Below are 15,054 nucleotides of genomic sequence, written 5' to 3' on the forward strand. Positions count from 1 at the left end.
AAGTGTGGTATGATTCATTATCCATTAATAAAAGCTATTTATTTACAATTAATTAAATAACAAGTATGTAAGGCTTCGTCTCCGCCATTTTCCTTCCTGACCATCAAACCCAGCTAACGCCTTGAGCGTTATGGTGGCTTCCGTCCGATCTCAAACGTTACAAAGATCAGGGGGGATGGTCCGGTCGATGCTGCATATTTTGCTTTTTGGTCAGCGCGGGCCCCTGCTGCATCAAGCTGGCGGGCACACCTTTCCGGATGGACCGCGGACCCGATGAGCGGGGGCAAGCAAATTTAGATTGCCCCCTTCGAGGTGTCCAGGGATGTGTTTCGAAAGCCCGGCACGCAGAGAAACCTACCGGTTTTCGCGGTCTCGCAGCGGTCAACGGTGCGGGTTCAGCCCTTTATACCCCGGGGCTGGTGATCCCTGGTTTACCCGATGCGTGCGCCGTCGCGATCGAAGTAATACGCCCTTTGCGGATCATAGCCGAGGCGCAGTTCCTGATCCTGTTGTACGGCATGCTGACCAAACAGGCGCGCGGTGATCTGCAGGTCGTTGACCATGGCGATGACGTTGGTATCGCCGCCGAGCTTCTCGACGTGACTGACCCGGGCTGCGATCTGGCCGTCAGTGTCCAGAAACAGATCCTCAGGCCGCACGCCCATTGTGCGGTCGTCACCTTCAGATAGCAGTCCGGCGGGCAGGAAATTCATTGCAGGCGATCCCAGGAAGCCGGCTACAAACTGATTGACCGGATTGTTATAAAGCTCCATCGGGCTGCCGACCTGTTCCACCCGTCCGTCGCGCAGTACAACGATCTTATCCGCCAGCGTCATCGCCTCGGTCTGGTCATGGGTCACATAGATCATCGATGCATCGAGCTGTCGATGCAGCTGTGCAATTTCCAGTCGCGTGTTCATGCGCAGGGCCGCGTCGAGGTTCGACAGCGGTTCGTCGAACAAGAACAGTTTCGGCTGGCGCACAATCGCGCGGCCAATCGCCACCCGCTGCCGTTGCCCGCCCGACAATTCCGAAGGGAAACGGTCGAGATACGGGGCGAGATCCAGCATCCGGCTGGCCTCTTCCACCCGCTGGTCAATCACATCTTTCGGCTGTTTTTCCTGCTTCAGCGCCAGGGTCATATTGCCGCGAACATTCAGGTGCGGGTAAAGCGCATAGGATTGGAACACCATGGCGATGCCGCGTTTTGACGGCGGGGTCAGGTTGACCAGGTCATTGCCGATGCGGATCTCGCCGGAACTGGCATCTTCCAGCCCGGCAATCACCCTCAACAGGGTGGATTTGCCGCAGCCGGATGGGCCGACGAAAACGACAAACTCGCCATCCTCCACCTCGATATTGATGTCTTTCAGCACATGCACCGAGCCGAAGGATTTGTTCACATTTGTCAGGGTCAGGGCGGTCATGATAGCTCCTTGGGCGGTGTTTCAAGTGGCGGTGTGGCGGTGGAAAGCGAAACGGGTTGACCCGTGCGTATGCTTTCATCTGCGGCAAGGCAGATGGCGAGCGAACGCAGTGCGTCTTGCATGTGGCGGGTCAGGTCGAGGTCTTCGGCAATCGCGCGCAGCATGTGGGCCCCTTCGGCGTCACAGAGCGCCTGGTGGCCGGGTTCGCTTGGCAGGGTAATCATCTGATCCCCCTCCGGGCGATGCACCAACAGCCCGCCAACGGCGGTGTGGCCATCGATATTGGCGCTGTCGGATTTATCGGCCTCGGTGATCGAGACGGACCCGGCGGGGGAAATCACGTCTTTCACGAAAAACGCGGTTTCCGACATCATCGGGCCCCAGCCTGCCTCGTACCAGCCGACAGATCCGTCATCGAACGTGACCTGAAACTGGCCGTAATTATACATGTCCGGGGCAATTTCATCGGTCAGGCGCAGGCCCATGCCGTTCACCCGGATCGGGGCGGCATCGGTGATCTGGCACCAGACATCGACGTAATGCACGCCGCAATCGACAATCGGGGCGGTGGTCTGCATCAGGGCCTTATGGGTGTCCCATTCGGCGCCTTTGGATTGCTGGTTCAGGTTCATTCGAAACACATATGGCCCGCCAAGCGCGCGCGCCTCGCTGATCAGCCGCACCCAGCTGGGATGGTGGCGCAGGATATACCCGACCACCAGTTTGCGGCCCAGCCGTGTGGCCGTCTCGACCATGTGTTGTGCACCCGCCACACTGGTCGCCAGCGGTTTTTCCACAAACACATGGGCGCCCGCTTCCATCGCCGCGATGGCAAACTCGGCGTGGCTGTCGGAATAGGTGGCGATCACCACAAGGTCAGGCTTGGTCTCTTCAAGGGCCGCGTGATAATCGGTGAACAGGGGATAGGTCCCCAGATCGGGGTGATCCACCCGACCCGACCGGTTGACCAGCCCGACAATCCGAGCATCCGGGTGGTGATGATAGGCCAGCGCATGGCTTTGCCCCATATTCCCCAAACCCGCTATGAGAACACGTAAGGTCATGAGACCGCCTCGGTTCTGAGATCTGCCTTCGCGCCCAAATCGTGGGCCAGCGTCATGATCGTGTCGTCATAAATCATGTAGGAGCAGTGGAGATCGTGAAACGCACCCAGCACGCTGTTATAGACCGGCACCCCTGCCAACATGCGTTTTTGATGTCGCTGGGACGGATCCACCAACCCGACAATCCTGGTCTCAGAGCGCGGTGACGCGCCAAGTTCAGCAAGAAAGCCCTCGGCATATTCGTCCGGGCCCAGCAATTTTACGGAGCGATGGATCATTTCACCGCCCCCGACGTGATGCCGCGGATCAGCTGGCGTGAGAAGATCACGTAAAGGAGCAAAACCGGCAGGATCGCCATCGACAAGGCGGACAGAACCGCATTCCAGTCGGTCACAAACTGGCCGATAAAGACCTGGCTGCCCAGGGTCAGCGTTTTGGTTTCTTCTGCCGGCGCAAGGATCAGCGGAAACCACAGATCATTCCAGATCGGGATCATGTTAAACACCGCCACCGTCGCCATGGACGGGCGTACCAGCGGCAGCACCAGCTTGAAAAAGATGGTGTATTCCGACAGGCCGTCAATCCGCCCGGCATCCTTCAGATCGTCACTGACCTGACGCATGAACTCTGACAGGATGAACACCGCCAGCGGCAGGCCCTGCGCCGTATAGACCAGGATCAGCGCCCACAACGTGTTGACCAGCCCGGTCGAGACCATCAGCTCTAGGATCGCCACGGTGCCGATGCGGATCGGGATCATGATGCCAAGCGCCAGGTAAAGCCCCATGACGGTGTTGCCGCGAAAGCGATATTCCGACAGCGCATAGGCCGCCATCGCGCCAAACAACAGCACAAAAAACAGCGAGGCCACGGTGACGATCATCGAGTTCTGAAAGTAGAGGAAGAAATCCCCCTGCTTCATCACGGTCTCATAGCCAACCATCGAAAAGCTCTCGCCATCGGGCAGGGCCAAGGGTTCGCGAAAGATCTTTTTGCGGGTCTTGAAGCTGTTGATCAGGATCACAAAGACCGGAAACAGCGCGATCAGCGTGTAGATAATCAGCGCGCCATGCATGGCGGCGACGTTCAGCGGGTTGCGGCGGGCTTGATTCATCTCGGCCTCCTTACAGCTGATAGCGGCGCATCCGGGTCTGGATGCCGAAAAGATAACCACAGACACCCAGAAGGATGATCGCAAACATCGCGCCGGCGATGGCCGACCCCATATGTGGATCCCCCAGTTGCAACTGGAAGCCAAAGAAGGTGCGATACATGAAGGTGCCCAGAATATCGGTCGAGAAATCCGGCCCCGCCAACGCGCCCTGCGCGGCGTAAATCAGGTCAAACGCGTTGAAATTGCCCACGAATGTCAGGATCGAGATGATGCCAATCGAGGGCAGGATCAGCGGCAGCTTGATCTTCCAGAAGGCCGCGGCCCCGGTGATCCCGTCAATCTCGCCCGCTTCCAGAATTTCTTCCGGAATGGTCAGAAGCGCGGCGTAGATCAGCATCATCGGAATGCCGACAAACTGCCAGACCGAGATCAGCGCCAGCGTGGTCAGCGCGTATTCTTCTTTGCCCAGCCACGGCGCAAACAGCGATTTCAACCCAACGGCATCCAGCATCGAGGGCGCAATGCCCCAGATCGGCGACAGGATCAGTTTCCAGGCAAATCCGACAATCACAAAGCTGAGGATGGTTGGGATGAAAATGGCGGATCGGTAGAGCGCGGCAAAGCGAAGCCGCGGGTGGCTGAGGATCGCGGCCAGGGCAACCCCAATTGGGTTCTGCACCAGCATATGCACGATGAAAAACCAGAAATTATTGCCAAGCGCATTCCAGAACTGCTTGGACCAGATCGGGTCGAAGAACAGGGTGCGGAAGTTTTCCAGCCCAACAAAAACCCGGCTGTGCTCTACCTCGCTATAAAGCGCGAGGCGGAGGGTATTAAAGAGCGGAAAGATCATGATGGCGGTGTAAACCAGCACGGCAGGGGCCAGGAATACAAGGATGTGCCAACGGATCGGGCGGCGATGGGACGTGGATTTGCGATCAGACATGGGGAGCTGCTCCGCGATCACACTCCGCCCCCGTCCAAAGGGACGGAGTGCCATCTTCGGTCACGGCCATCGGCATCCCTGCCTGTACCGCATTTCCGAAACTGGTGGATCTTGGTTGATAAAAGGTGAACACGGGCGCTCTCCTGATCTGGTCTGAAGATTTTCTGGCCTCCGGCGGGGATATTTCAGGACCAAAGATGGCAGGTCCGTCACTGTATCCAGGCGCGCGGGATGCAGGTGAAGAGCGGCAAAGCGCCCTATCTTTGGTCGTCAAATATCCCCGCCGGAGGCCTCTTGGAGGTCCAAGGGGCGGCGCGGCCAGATGGGACATCCAGCCGCGCCATCAGGTTTACTTTTGCGGATCATACCAGCTGGCAAGACCTTCTTGCAGCTTGGCGCCCAGCTCCTCGGGGGTGGAGGTGCCTTTGATCGCGGCCACAGACGCGCCCCAGGTCTCGTTTTCCAGGTTCGGGGTGCCGCGCGACAGGATTTGATAGGTGGAGCGGATGGTGCTTTCGCATTCACCACGCCAGCTGACAATTTCCTTGGCCAGCGGATCAGACAGCTCCACCGGTTCTTTTGACAGCGGGAAGAAGCCCGGCAGGGCGTTGCCAAAGATCTCGGCAAATTCCGGCGACGCCACCCAGGCCAGGAAGGTTTTGGCCGCGTCAGGGTTGTCGGTTTTGGCGTTCATGCCAATGCCGATATCGGTGTGATCCGAGATATAGCAGGTGTCACCCGCATTTTGCACCGGCGGCTTGAAGGCGCCCATTTCGAAATCGGCCTGCGCGTTGAAGCCCGAGATTTCCCAGCTGCCGGCCGGGTAAATGGCCGCGCGCCCCAGCGTGAACAGGTTCTGACTGTCGGGATAGGTCTGGGCCTCATATCCATCCCCCAGATAGGCGCCCCATTTGGCCAGATGCGCGTAGGGGGCAACCCACGCCTCGTCGGTCAGTTTTTGTTCGCCTGCGATCAGCGCCAGACGGCCCTCTTCGCCTTTCCAGTAGTTCGGGCCGATGTTGTTATAGCCCATCGTGGCGGCTTCCCACTGGTCGTTGGTGCCCATTGCCATCGGGATATAGGTGCCATCCGCCTTGAACGCCTCGAGGGCGGCAAAGAACTCGGCTTCGGTGGTGGGAACATCGACGCCCACTTCCTCAAACGCCTCTTTGTTATAGATGAACCCGTGGATCACCGAGGCCATCGGCACACAGAAGCTTGCCGAACCATCATCGGTCTGCCAGGCAGATTTCGCCACGTCCGAGAAGTTGTTCATCGCCTCCATGTCGCCCAGATCGGCGAGATGACCGGCCTCAAACAACGCAAGCGAGGCATCAAACGGGCGACAGGTGATCAGGTCACCGGCAGATCCCGCATCCAGTTTCGAATTCAGCACCGCGTTGTATTCCGCGGGGGCCGACGGGGTGAATTTCACCTTGATCCCGGGGTGCCCTGCCTCGAAAGCCGGAATGATTTTGTCCTGCCACAGCGCCAGGTCGTCATTGCGCCAGCTCTCAATCGTCAACGTGACATCTTCTGCCAGGGCTGAGGTGGCCACCATGGCCGTACTGGCGAGGGCCAGTGTCATCAATTTGCGTTTCATTGTTTCCTCCCAATTCATTCCGCAATGTTCTCGTGGTGGTTATTCCTTGGTCAGGACCGATAGGGCCGGTCGCAGGTGACCATTGGTTCGGGTGATCAGGTCCGTGGCCTGATCGGGGGTTGCCCCGGTGGCGATCAGGATCGCCCGTTTTACGTCACCACCCGCCCGTTGCAGCGCATCTTTGGCGGCGGCGTCCGTCTGGCCTGAAATCCGTGCGACAATCCCGGTGGCACGGGCGCGCAGTTTTGCGTTGTCGGCGTGAAGGTTGACCATCATCCCATCATGCACATGGCCCAGATCCACGGCCATCAGGGTGGACAATGTGTTCAAGGCGATTTTCTGTGCGGTGCCCGCCCCCATCCGGGTCGAGCCTGACAAAACTTCAGGCGGTGTTGGCAGGCAAATCGGGTAATCTGCCAGATCCAAAAGCGGGCTTCGTGCATTGTTGGCAATGCCGATCACGGTTGCGCCTGCGTCTTTGGCAATTCCGGCGGCGGCCAGTGTGTAGGGCGTGCTGCCACTGGCAGAGACGGTGATCACCGTGTCTTTGGGGGCAAGGGGAGACAGGGCGCGAACCAGTTCGTCAGACTGATCTTCACTGTCGCCAGGCATGTCAGGCGCAGTGGGAATGCCGCCCGCCATCAGAATGCGGACTTGCGTGGCGGGAATTGAAAACGTGCCGCCCAGCTCCATCGCATCAGCCGCAGCCATCAGCCCGGACGAACCGGCGGCAATATAATACAAGGTGCCGCCGTTCCGGATGGTTTCGGCCATCACACGTGCGGCCGACGCCATTTGGGGGGCGCCAAGGCGCACAACGGCGGCCGCTTCCTGCTGCCCATCCGCCAGAATGCCGGCCACCAAATCCAGCGGTAGGCGGTCCAGGCCCAAGGCCTTGCCATGCAGCTGCTCGGTGGTGTTTGCGGTCAGGTCAGCCATGATTGCAATGTCGCGCCGGGGCGCTTCCCCCTTAATTCTTGTCAGGTGCCCGGGGAGTTCCGTAGACGAATCCGGGCTTAGCTATCCAACGATCATACCTATTAGATACCATTTGTCTACCATTTATTTCTGAGCCCTATTTTTCGCATGAAAACCGGGTGATGGGCTGATTTTGGGCGTGTATTGGACTATTTTACCCTTTCATTCTCCGAATAGGTATTATATAGGTATTCTTATGACGACGCTCAAACACCCTTCCTATTTGGCCGTTGATGGTGGCGGAACCCGCTGCCGACTGGCTTTGCGCGCCCCCTCCGGGCTGATGCATGTGACTGAGACCGGATCGGCCAATGTGACCACCGATCTTGCCGCGGCCACGCAGGAAATTCTGCGCGGTCTGGATGCGCTGGCGCAGATCTCCGGGCTTGCCGTGGAAGAGATTGCCGCGCTGCCCGCCTATCTGGGTCTGGCTGGCATCACCGGAGAGGAAACGGCCAAGAGGTTGGCAGCAGCCCTGCCTTTTGCGCAGATTCGTATCGAAGATGACCGCCCCGCCGCTTTGCGCGGTGTGTTGGGCGCGCGGGACGGGATGGTGGCCCATTGCGGCACGGGGTCCTTTGTCGCGACACAGGTTGCTGGCCAGATGCGTTTTGTTGGCGGCTGGGGGGCAGTGCTGGGCGATGAGGCTTCGGCGCAATGGGTGGGGCGCCAGGCACTGGCCCGCAGCCTGGATGTTGTGGATGAGTTGACCGAAGCCTCCGCCCTGTCACATCACGTTTTGACCACTCTGGGCGGCGGCGCAGGCGTGGTGCGCTTTGCGGCCAGCGCCACACCGGCCGCGTTCGGCCGTTTTGCCCCGGATGTCACGCGACTGGCCGACGAAGGCTGTGCGATGTCGCGCGCGATCCTGCAGCAGGCCGCCCGCCATATCGCCACGACATTGACCACCCTTGGCTGGCAGGACGGGCTGCGCATCTGCCTGACCGGCGGGATCGGTCCATCCTATGCACCCTATTTGCCCGCAGCGATGAGGGCGGCCCTGCGCGACCCGGAAGGTCAGCCGCTCGATGGGGCCATGGCCCTGGCAGAGGAGTTCGCCGCCGACTGCGCCACCAAAGACACCCTGAGGAGAGAAACCCATGTCCGTTGCTGAAGTGTCCGTTGCTGATTTTCTGCGGCCAGAGCATTGGCTGGGCCGCTCCCCCGGTCCGCGCTATGTGCAATTGCATCGCCGCTTGGAGAAAGGCATCGACAGCGGATTGCTGCCGCCGGGCAGCTCGTTGCCGCCGGAACGTGAGATTGCCGAGATCACCGATCTGTCCCGTGTAACCGTGCGCAAAGCCATTCAGGAACTGGTCAAGACCGGTGCCATTGAACAACGCCAGGGGTCTGGATCTTTTGTGCGCGAACCGGTGGGGCGCGTGGAGCAGTCGCTGTCGCATCTCACCTCATTCACCGAAGACATGGTGCGGCGCGGGCTGAGCACTTCGTCGACCTGGCTGGAACGTGGCGTGTTTTTGCCCTCGCCCGAAGAGGTGCTGACCCTGGGGTTGTCTGCGGGCGACAGCGTGGCGCGCATTCATCGTCTGCGTGAGGCGGATGGGCACCCGATGGCGCTGGAGCGTGCGGCCTTGCCCCTCGATATTCTGCCCAACCCACTGGCGGTGACGACCTCACTTTACGAAATCCTTGAACAAAGCGGCCATCGCCCGGTGCGTGCTATTCAGAAAATCTCGGCAATCAATCTTGATGCGCCAGAGGCCGAGCTGCTTGGCGTTGCCGAAGGCACGGCGGGTCTGAAGATCCAGCGGGTCTCTTATCTCGACAGCGGGCGTGTGGCCGAGTTGACGCGGTCGATTTATCGCAGTGATGCCTATGACTTTGTGGCCGAGCTGCGCTTGTCCACCTGATCCCCCTATGAAGAGGCTGCCAATATGACCCAATCCATGACCCGCATGCGCGCCGAGATCAACGAAATCCCGCAAGCCGTGGACCGGTTGCTGATCGAGGGGGCCACGGCCATTGCGCAGACCAAAACCGCCCTGGCCGACCGCGATCTGCCCTACCTTCTTTCCGTGGCGCGAGGATCGTCGGATCATGCCGCAACCTATCTGAAATATGCCACTGAATTGCTGCTGGGCCTGCCGATGGCGTCGGTTGGCCCGTCGGTGAACTCGATCTATGGCGCTGAAATCCGGGCCAAGGGCGCGCTATGCCTGTCGGTGTCACAATCGGGTCAAAGCCCGGACATTGTACGCCTGACCGAAGCCTTTGCCGCTTCGGGGGCCTTCACCGTGGCCATCACAAATGACGCAACTTCGCCTCTGGCCAAGGCCACCGCCGCCACGTTGCCGATCCATGCGGGTCCGGAATTAAGCGTCGCCGCCACCAAAACCTTTGTTACCTCTTTGGTGGCGGGGATCTGGTTGCTGGCGGAACTGCGGGGCGATGAGGCGCTGATCCGCGCCATCCACGCGTTGCCCGATGCGCTTGACAAAGCGACGCGCTGTGACTGGACGGAAGCGGCCGAAGCCATTACCGGTCAGTCGCTTTTCACCCTGGGGCGCGGCCCGTCCTGGGCGATTTCCAATGAAGCGGCGCTGAAGTTCAAAGAGACCTGTCAGATCCATGCGGAAAGCTATTCCAGCGCCGAGGTGCTGCATGGGCCGGTATCTATTGTCGAGCAGGGCTTTCCGGTCATTGCCTTCGCGGCGGGCGACGCCGCAGAAGACACTGTGGCCGAAGTGGCGGACGCGCTGGCCACCAAAGGCGCGCATGTTTTTGCCACCTCTGGCAAGGTGCGCGAGGCAGATCCGTTGCCCCATGTGCGCACCGATCATTGGATCACCGACCCCATCACCGCGATCGTGTCCTTCTATGGCATGGTCGAAACCGTGGCCGCCGCGCGCGGGATCAATCCCGATGCGCCGCGCCACCTGAAGAAAGTGACGGAAACGGTATGACCCAGGGCGCACAAGTTTTCCGAAATGGCCGCATCTTTGATGGATCGACCTTGCGGGGCGGTTTGGCAATGCGGTTTGAGGGCGGTCACCTGACTGCGTTTGGACCGGATGCTGACGTCTCGACGGATGCAGAGGTGATCGATCTGGAGGGTGATATCCTCAGCCCCGGATATGTCGATTTACAGGTCAATGGCGGCGATGGAGTCATGTTTAACGATGACCCTTCGGTTGACACGCTCCGCCGAATTTCTGCCGCACACCGGCGCCTTGGGGTCCGATCCCTTTTGCCGACATTGATCACGGATACGGCGGAAAAGACCCGTGCCGCCATCGCCGCCGCAACCGATGCCATTCGCGCAGATGTTCCGGGGATCGCGGGTCTGCATCTGGAGGGGCCGCATCTTTCGATTGCGCGAAAGGGCGCGCATGACGCTTCCCTTATTCGCCCCATGGAAGCGCGTGATCTTGATGCGCTTTTGGCCGCGGCCGACACTTTGCCTGTGCTGAAGATCACAATCGCCCCGGAAAACGTGTCAGAAGAGCAGGTCAGACGGCTTGCTGCGGCTGGGGTGCTTGTGTCCCTTGGACACACGGATGCCGGGTTCGCCACCTGTCTCAGGTATTTTGCGGCGGGCGCGCGCTGCGTCACGCATCTGTTCAATGCCATGAGCCAGCTGGGAAATCGTGAACCCGGCCTGGTGGGGGCGGCGCTTGCAGATGGGAATGTGTCATCCGGCCTGATCGCGGATGCGGTGCATGTTCACCCTGAAACCATGCGCGCGGCGTGGCAGGCAAAGACCGGTCCGGGGCAAATCTTTCTCGTGAGTGATGCCATGGCTGTTGCCGGAACTGATCGCACCGGGTTTACCCTTGGGGGGCGGCATATCCGGCGCGGCGACGGCATCCTGACCTTGTCGGATGGCACTTTGGCCGGTGCTGACCTTGACCTCACCCATGCTGTTCGAACTCTGGTCGAGCAGGTGGGTGTGCCAATCGAGATCGCGCTGCGGGCAGCAACCAGCGTTCCCGCCGCACTGGCCGGGCTCCCGTCGCCGATCTTCGAGCCGGGCAAGGGCAGATCATCAGACATGGTGCGGTTGTCTCGGGATCTGAGTGGGGTTTCAACCCTGACGTAAGGCCTGCCCTGATCTTCGGAAATGGGATAAGCTAGGGGCCGGTTCAAACGCCGCGCGAAGACCTGTTGCCAATGGTCTTGTGAAATGCGCGTGGGGTTGCAGTGCCCGACAATTTGAGTGATGAGGCGCACGGTCCTTATATGAGGGGGAGACCTCTCTTGCAGGCTTTTATCTGCAGATCTTGCCCCCTTTGTCCCCGATCGTGTTTTCAGCAAATATCAAGGCAGGCGCGTGCGCCCGGCAGGGCGGATTTTGCGCTTGTTTGGAGGACATATCGGTGTGAGAGGCGAGGGGGGCGTCGATGTATTTTTCGAATCGATTGCCTGTGATGGAAAGATTTGTGTGAATATTAAGCAACGGGATGCGCATATACCCGGCCAGAAACAATTCGATAGATTTTCCATCAAGTCGCTGTTAGGTATCAATAAAATAGAATATAGCGATGGTTTGATCAGATTATTTGATCAATAAATTGCGCAAAAACGCCGCGTCAACTGCTTAAAATATTGCGCGAATAACTTCTCTTGATGTAGGAGCGTGACACACTGAACCGGCACCCACGAGGTACCCCCGGCGGTGTTTCTAATCGATGTGAGGCCTTGCCTCGGGAGGAGACAATATGACTTTCACGACCTTTACGCGCCGCGCCGCCCTGGGTGCTCTGGCTGGTGCCGCTGCCCTGGCCACCGTGGCCACCACCGCCTCGGCTGACACCGTGCGCCTGCGCTTCCACACCTTCTATGGCACCGAGATCGACCCGATCGCCAAGAAGTTCAAAGATGCCGTCAAGGACGCGTCGAACGGCACCCTGCGCATTCAGTATTTCCGCGGCGGCGAGCTGGTGGCCTCGGATCAGTTTGCAGATGCGGTGGCCAAAGGCACCGTCGATATCGTGCACGGCACCGGTGGCTACTGGTCGGGCCAGATCGATGTGGGCAATATCGAAGCCGGTCTGCCGGGTGCCTGGGCCAGTGTCGAAGAGGCGAAAGGCCTGTTTGAAAGCGCCGAAGTGGATGCGCTCTTGACCGAGGCCTATGCCGAGGCGGGCACCGTCTATCTGGGCAAAGGGTATGGTCACAACTATGACCTGCTGACCAAAGAACCGGTGACCTCGCTGGAAGATCTGAAAACCCGCAAGATCCGCGCCACCTCGAACGTGGCCAAGGTTCTGTCGGCCTTTGACATCCCGACCGTCTACCTGCCCGCGCAGGAGCTGTATATCGGCATGTCGACCGGCGTGATCGACGGCGCGATCTACGGCGGCCCGGTGGAATATGAGCAGCTGAAACTGCACGAAACCGCCACCCACTACACCTTCATGAACATGCTGATGCCCGGCTGGACCGAGACCTTCCTGGCGAACCCCGATGCCTGGAACAAGCTGTCGGATGAGCACAAAGAGATCCTGAAAACCGCGATCCAGCAGTTCGCCGACGACATCCACCAATGGCTGGCTGACGGCAACGAAGGTGTGGCTGAAGGCACGTTTGAATATGCCACCCTGCCGGAAGCGGATTCGAAAGCTCTGACCCAGGCCGCGCAAGGCGTGTGGCAGGAAGAGGCCGCCCGCAGCCCGCGCAACCAGAAGTTCATTGACGCTCTGGTCGCCAACGCGAAAGCCCAAGGGCGCCTGTAATGGGTTGGGTGACAAGATATCTTGTCATTCAAGATGGTCTGTCCGAGTTCGTCGGGCGGGCCATTTCTTGGTTGACGCTTGCAATGATTGCCGTGCTGATGCTGGAAATCGTTGCACGGTATTTCCTCAACTCGCCAACCATCTGGGCGCATGAGATGTCGACCATGCTGTACGGCGGGTTCTGCATTCTGGCAGGTGCCTTCACCCTGCGCCACCGGGGGCATGTGCGTTCCGAAGTGATCTGGGGTGTGCTTGGCACGCGCGCCCGCGCGGTCTGCGATGTGATCATCTTTGCGATCGGCCTTCTGGTCATGGGCATCTTTTTTGTCATGGCGGTGGAATTTGCAGCGGAAAGCTGGGCGGTGCGAGAATATTCCAACAAGTCAATCTGGCAGCCTGCGCTTTATCCCATCAAAACCGTGATCCCCGTGGCCGTCGGGCTGGTCTGGTTGCAAAACCTGGCGGAGTTCCTGCGCGCGTTCCTGACCGCGATCGGGGTTGATTTTGAGGATCCACGCGAAGGGGAAGTGGCCCATGATGTGGACCCGGAATATGTGCCGACGCTGATGGATGGCGACGCCAACGAGGCCGTAAACGGCTCCAAACACTAACACAGATAAACGGCGGGCATTGCCCGACCAGGGAGGAACCCCATGGCAGAGCTTGATCCCCTAACGATCACTGCAATCATGTTTCTTTCAATGCTGGGGCTGATGGCGCTGGGTGCACCGCTGGCCTGGGCATTGACAATTTGCGGCGTTGGCAGCGCGTGGATGATCTATGGCGACGGTGGGCTTGACCTGCTGATTTCGTCGACCTTCTCGGCGATGGACAACTTCCTTCTGGTGGCTCTGCCGATGTTCATTTTCATGGGGTTGGTGCTGCAGCGGTCGGGCATCACCGATGATCTGTTTGAGATGATCCACAAGCTGATGGGCCGCCTGCCGGGGGGGCTTGGCATTGGCACCGTGATCATCTGCGCGCTGATTGCAGCGATGGCAGGGGTGTCGGGCGCGGCGACCGTGTCTTTGGGCATCATCGCGCTGCCCGCGATGCTGAAACGTGGCTATGACAGCAAGCTGGTCACCGGCACAATCATGGCCGGTGGCGCGCTGGGCTTTCTGATCCCGCCCTCGGTGCTGATGATCATCTACGCCTTCCTGTCGCGTGACTCGGTGGGCAAACTCTTTGCTGCGGGGCTTATGCCAGGCCTGATGCTGGCCGGGATTTACATCACATATATTCTGGTGCGCTGCCGGATCAATCCGCAGATGGGCCCGCCCGCGGACGAACAGTTTACGACGCGCGAAAAGATCGGTTCGCTCCGCTTCCTGATCGCGCCGGGGATCCTGATCTTCACCGTTCTGGGCTGTATCATCGGCGGGGTAACCTCGCCTTCAGAAGCGTCAGCGATTGGGGCGTTTGGGTCACTGGTGATTGCCGGGATTCAGCGTCGTCTGAACTGGGACATGCTGCGTTACGTGATGCTGACCACCACCAAGCTGATGGGGATGCTGATGTGGATCACCATCGCGGCGGTGTTCTTTTCCAAGATCTATGTGGGTCTGGGGGCAGGGCAGATCGTCGGCGAGCTGATTGAGGATTTTGACCTGTCGCCGATGTGGGTGATCATCGCGATGCTGGCCACCTACTTCGTGCTGGGCATGTTCCTGGATGACTTCGCGATCGTGTTCATCACCGTGCCGCTCTTTGTGCCGATTGTCCGGGATCTGGGCTTTGACACGACGTGGTTTGCGGTTCTGTTCATCCTGTCGATGCAGTCGGCCTATCTGACGCCGCCCTTCGGATACAACCTGTTTTACATGCGCTCGGTCGCCCCGCCGGAGATCACCATTGGCGATATCTACAAGGCGGCCTTGCCGTTCGTGATCCTGCAGATCATCGGTCTGGCGCTGGTGGTGGCTTTCCCCGAAATCGCGCTTTGGCTGCCCAGCCTGCTGTTCTAAGCGCTCCCGGATCAGGCGTTGCACCCCGTGGCGCCTGACGTGTCGGACCTGACACTCCCGTACTGGCCGCCCATCCTGCAGGCAGGTGGGCGGCCTTTTTTATTGACATATTGGGATGGTCGCGCATTTCGAAGAAAACTAGAAAACTAGAAAACTAGAAAACTAGAAAACTAGAAAACTAGAAAACTAGAAAACTAGAAAACTAGAAAACTAGAAAACTAGAAAACTAGAAAACTAGAAAACTAGAAAACTAGAAAAC

At 59.3% G+C, this 15,054-nt stretch carries 14 protein-coding genes; 7 read left to right on the top strand and 7 right to left on the bottom strand.

Annotated features, from left to right (window positions below):
- Window positions 1-431: 431 nt before the first annotated feature.
- The 7 genes from ACP15V_RS16590 to ACP15V_RS16620 form a co-directional block, all read right to left on the bottom strand.
- Window positions 432-1,427, bottom strand: coding sequence for an ABC transporter ATP-binding protein (locus ACP15V_RS16590; RefSeq protein ID WP_424944822.1), 996 nt, complete (start codon window positions 1,425-1,427; stop codon window positions 432-434).
- Complete coding sequence (locus tag ACP15V_RS16595) at window positions 1,424-2,491, bottom strand: Gfo/Idh/MocA family protein (protein ID WP_424944823.1); 1,068 nt, start codon at window positions 2,489-2,491, stop codon at window positions 1,424-1,426. Before ACP15V_RS16595 ends, ACP15V_RS16590 begins: the two co-directional genes overlap by 4 nt.
- Window positions 2,488-2,769, bottom strand: coding sequence for a nucleoside-diphosphate sugar epimerase/dehydratase (locus ACP15V_RS16600; protein ID WP_424944824.1), 282 nt, complete (start codon window positions 2,767-2,769; stop codon window positions 2,488-2,490). Before ACP15V_RS16600 ends, ACP15V_RS16595 begins: the two co-directional genes overlap by 4 nt.
- Window positions 2,766-3,605, bottom strand: a complete 840-nt coding sequence (locus ACP15V_RS16605; protein ID WP_424944825.1) for a carbohydrate ABC transporter permease — start codon at window positions 3,603-3,605, stop codon at window positions 2,766-2,768. The genes ACP15V_RS16600 and ACP15V_RS16605 overlap by 4 nt, the downstream gene beginning before the upstream one ends.
- A 10-nt stretch (window positions 3,606-3,615) precedes the next feature.
- Window positions 3,616-4,551 carry a carbohydrate ABC transporter permease gene (locus ACP15V_RS16610; protein WP_424944826.1) on the bottom strand — a complete coding sequence of 312 codons (936 nt, stop codon included), beginning with the start codon at window positions 4,549-4,551 and terminating at the stop codon, window positions 3,616-3,618.
- 349 nt (window positions 4,552-4,900) lie between these two features.
- Window positions 4,901-6,154: an ABC transporter substrate-binding protein gene (locus ACP15V_RS16615; protein WP_424944827.1), complete on the bottom strand. Its 1,254-nt coding sequence runs from the start codon at window positions 6,152-6,154 to the stop codon at window positions 4,901-4,903.
- Between the two features lie 39 nt (window positions 6,155-6,193).
- Window positions 6,194-7,093 (bottom strand): N-acetylmuramic acid 6-phosphate etherase, encoded by a 900-nt coding sequence (locus ACP15V_RS16620; RefSeq protein WP_424944828.1) that lies wholly within the window; start codon window positions 7,091-7,093, stop codon window positions 6,194-6,196.
- Window positions 7,094-7,328: 235 nt separating this feature from the next.
- Between ACP15V_RS16620 and ACP15V_RS16625 the strand changes: the two genes are divergently transcribed.
- The 7 genes from ACP15V_RS16625 (at window position 7,329) to ACP15V_RS16655 (ending at window position 14,795) form a co-directional block, all read left to right on the top strand.
- Window positions 7,329-8,246: a BadF/BadG/BcrA/BcrD ATPase family protein gene (locus ACP15V_RS16625; protein WP_424944829.1), complete on the top strand. Its 918-nt coding sequence runs from the start codon at window positions 7,329-7,331 to the stop codon at window positions 8,244-8,246.
- 1 nt (window position 8,247) lies between these two features.
- A complete protein-coding gene (locus tag ACP15V_RS16630) occupies window positions 8,248-9,003 on the top strand; it encodes a GntR family transcriptional regulator (RefSeq protein ID WP_424944839.1) in 756 nt (251 codons plus the stop codon).
- A gap of 24 nt (window positions 9,004-9,027) precedes the next feature.
- The gene (locus ACP15V_RS16635; RefSeq protein WP_424944830.1) at window positions 9,028-10,056 is read left to right on the top strand and encodes an SIS domain-containing protein; all 1,029 of its coding nucleotides are present in this window, start codon (window positions 9,028-9,030) and stop codon (window positions 10,054-10,056) included.
- Window positions 10,053-11,192 (top strand): N-acetylglucosamine-6-phosphate deacetylase, encoded by a 1,140-nt coding sequence (gene nagA / locus ACP15V_RS16640; protein WP_424944831.1) that lies wholly within the window; start codon window positions 10,053-10,055, stop codon window positions 11,190-11,192. Before ACP15V_RS16635 ends, nagA begins: the two co-directional genes overlap by 4 nt.
- Before the next feature lie 619 nt (window positions 11,193-11,811).
- A complete protein-coding gene (gene dctP, locus ACP15V_RS16645; RefSeq protein WP_424944832.1) occupies window positions 11,812-12,828 on the top strand; it encodes a TRAP transporter substrate-binding protein DctP in 1,017 nt (338 codons plus the stop codon).
- The gene (locus tag ACP15V_RS16650; RefSeq protein WP_424944833.1) at window positions 12,828-13,439 is read left to right on the top strand and encodes a TRAP transporter small permease subunit; all 612 of its coding nucleotides are present in this window, start codon (window positions 12,828-12,830) and stop codon (window positions 13,437-13,439) included. Before dctP ends, ACP15V_RS16650 begins: the two co-directional genes overlap by 1 nt.
- A gap of 42 nt (window positions 13,440-13,481) precedes the next feature.
- Complete coding sequence (locus tag ACP15V_RS16655) at window positions 13,482-14,795, top strand: TRAP transporter large permease (RefSeq protein WP_424944834.1); 1,314 nt, start codon at window positions 13,482-13,484, stop codon at window positions 14,793-14,795.
- The last annotated feature ends 259 nt before the right edge of the window (window positions 14,796-15,054 follow it).

Origin of the sequence: Aliiroseovarius crassostreae (assembly GCF_049803815.1) — a bacterium.
In the GTDB taxonomy this organism is placed as follows: Bacteria; Pseudomonadota; Alphaproteobacteria; order Rhodobacterales; family Rhodobacteraceae; genus Aliiroseovarius; species Aliiroseovarius crassostreae_A.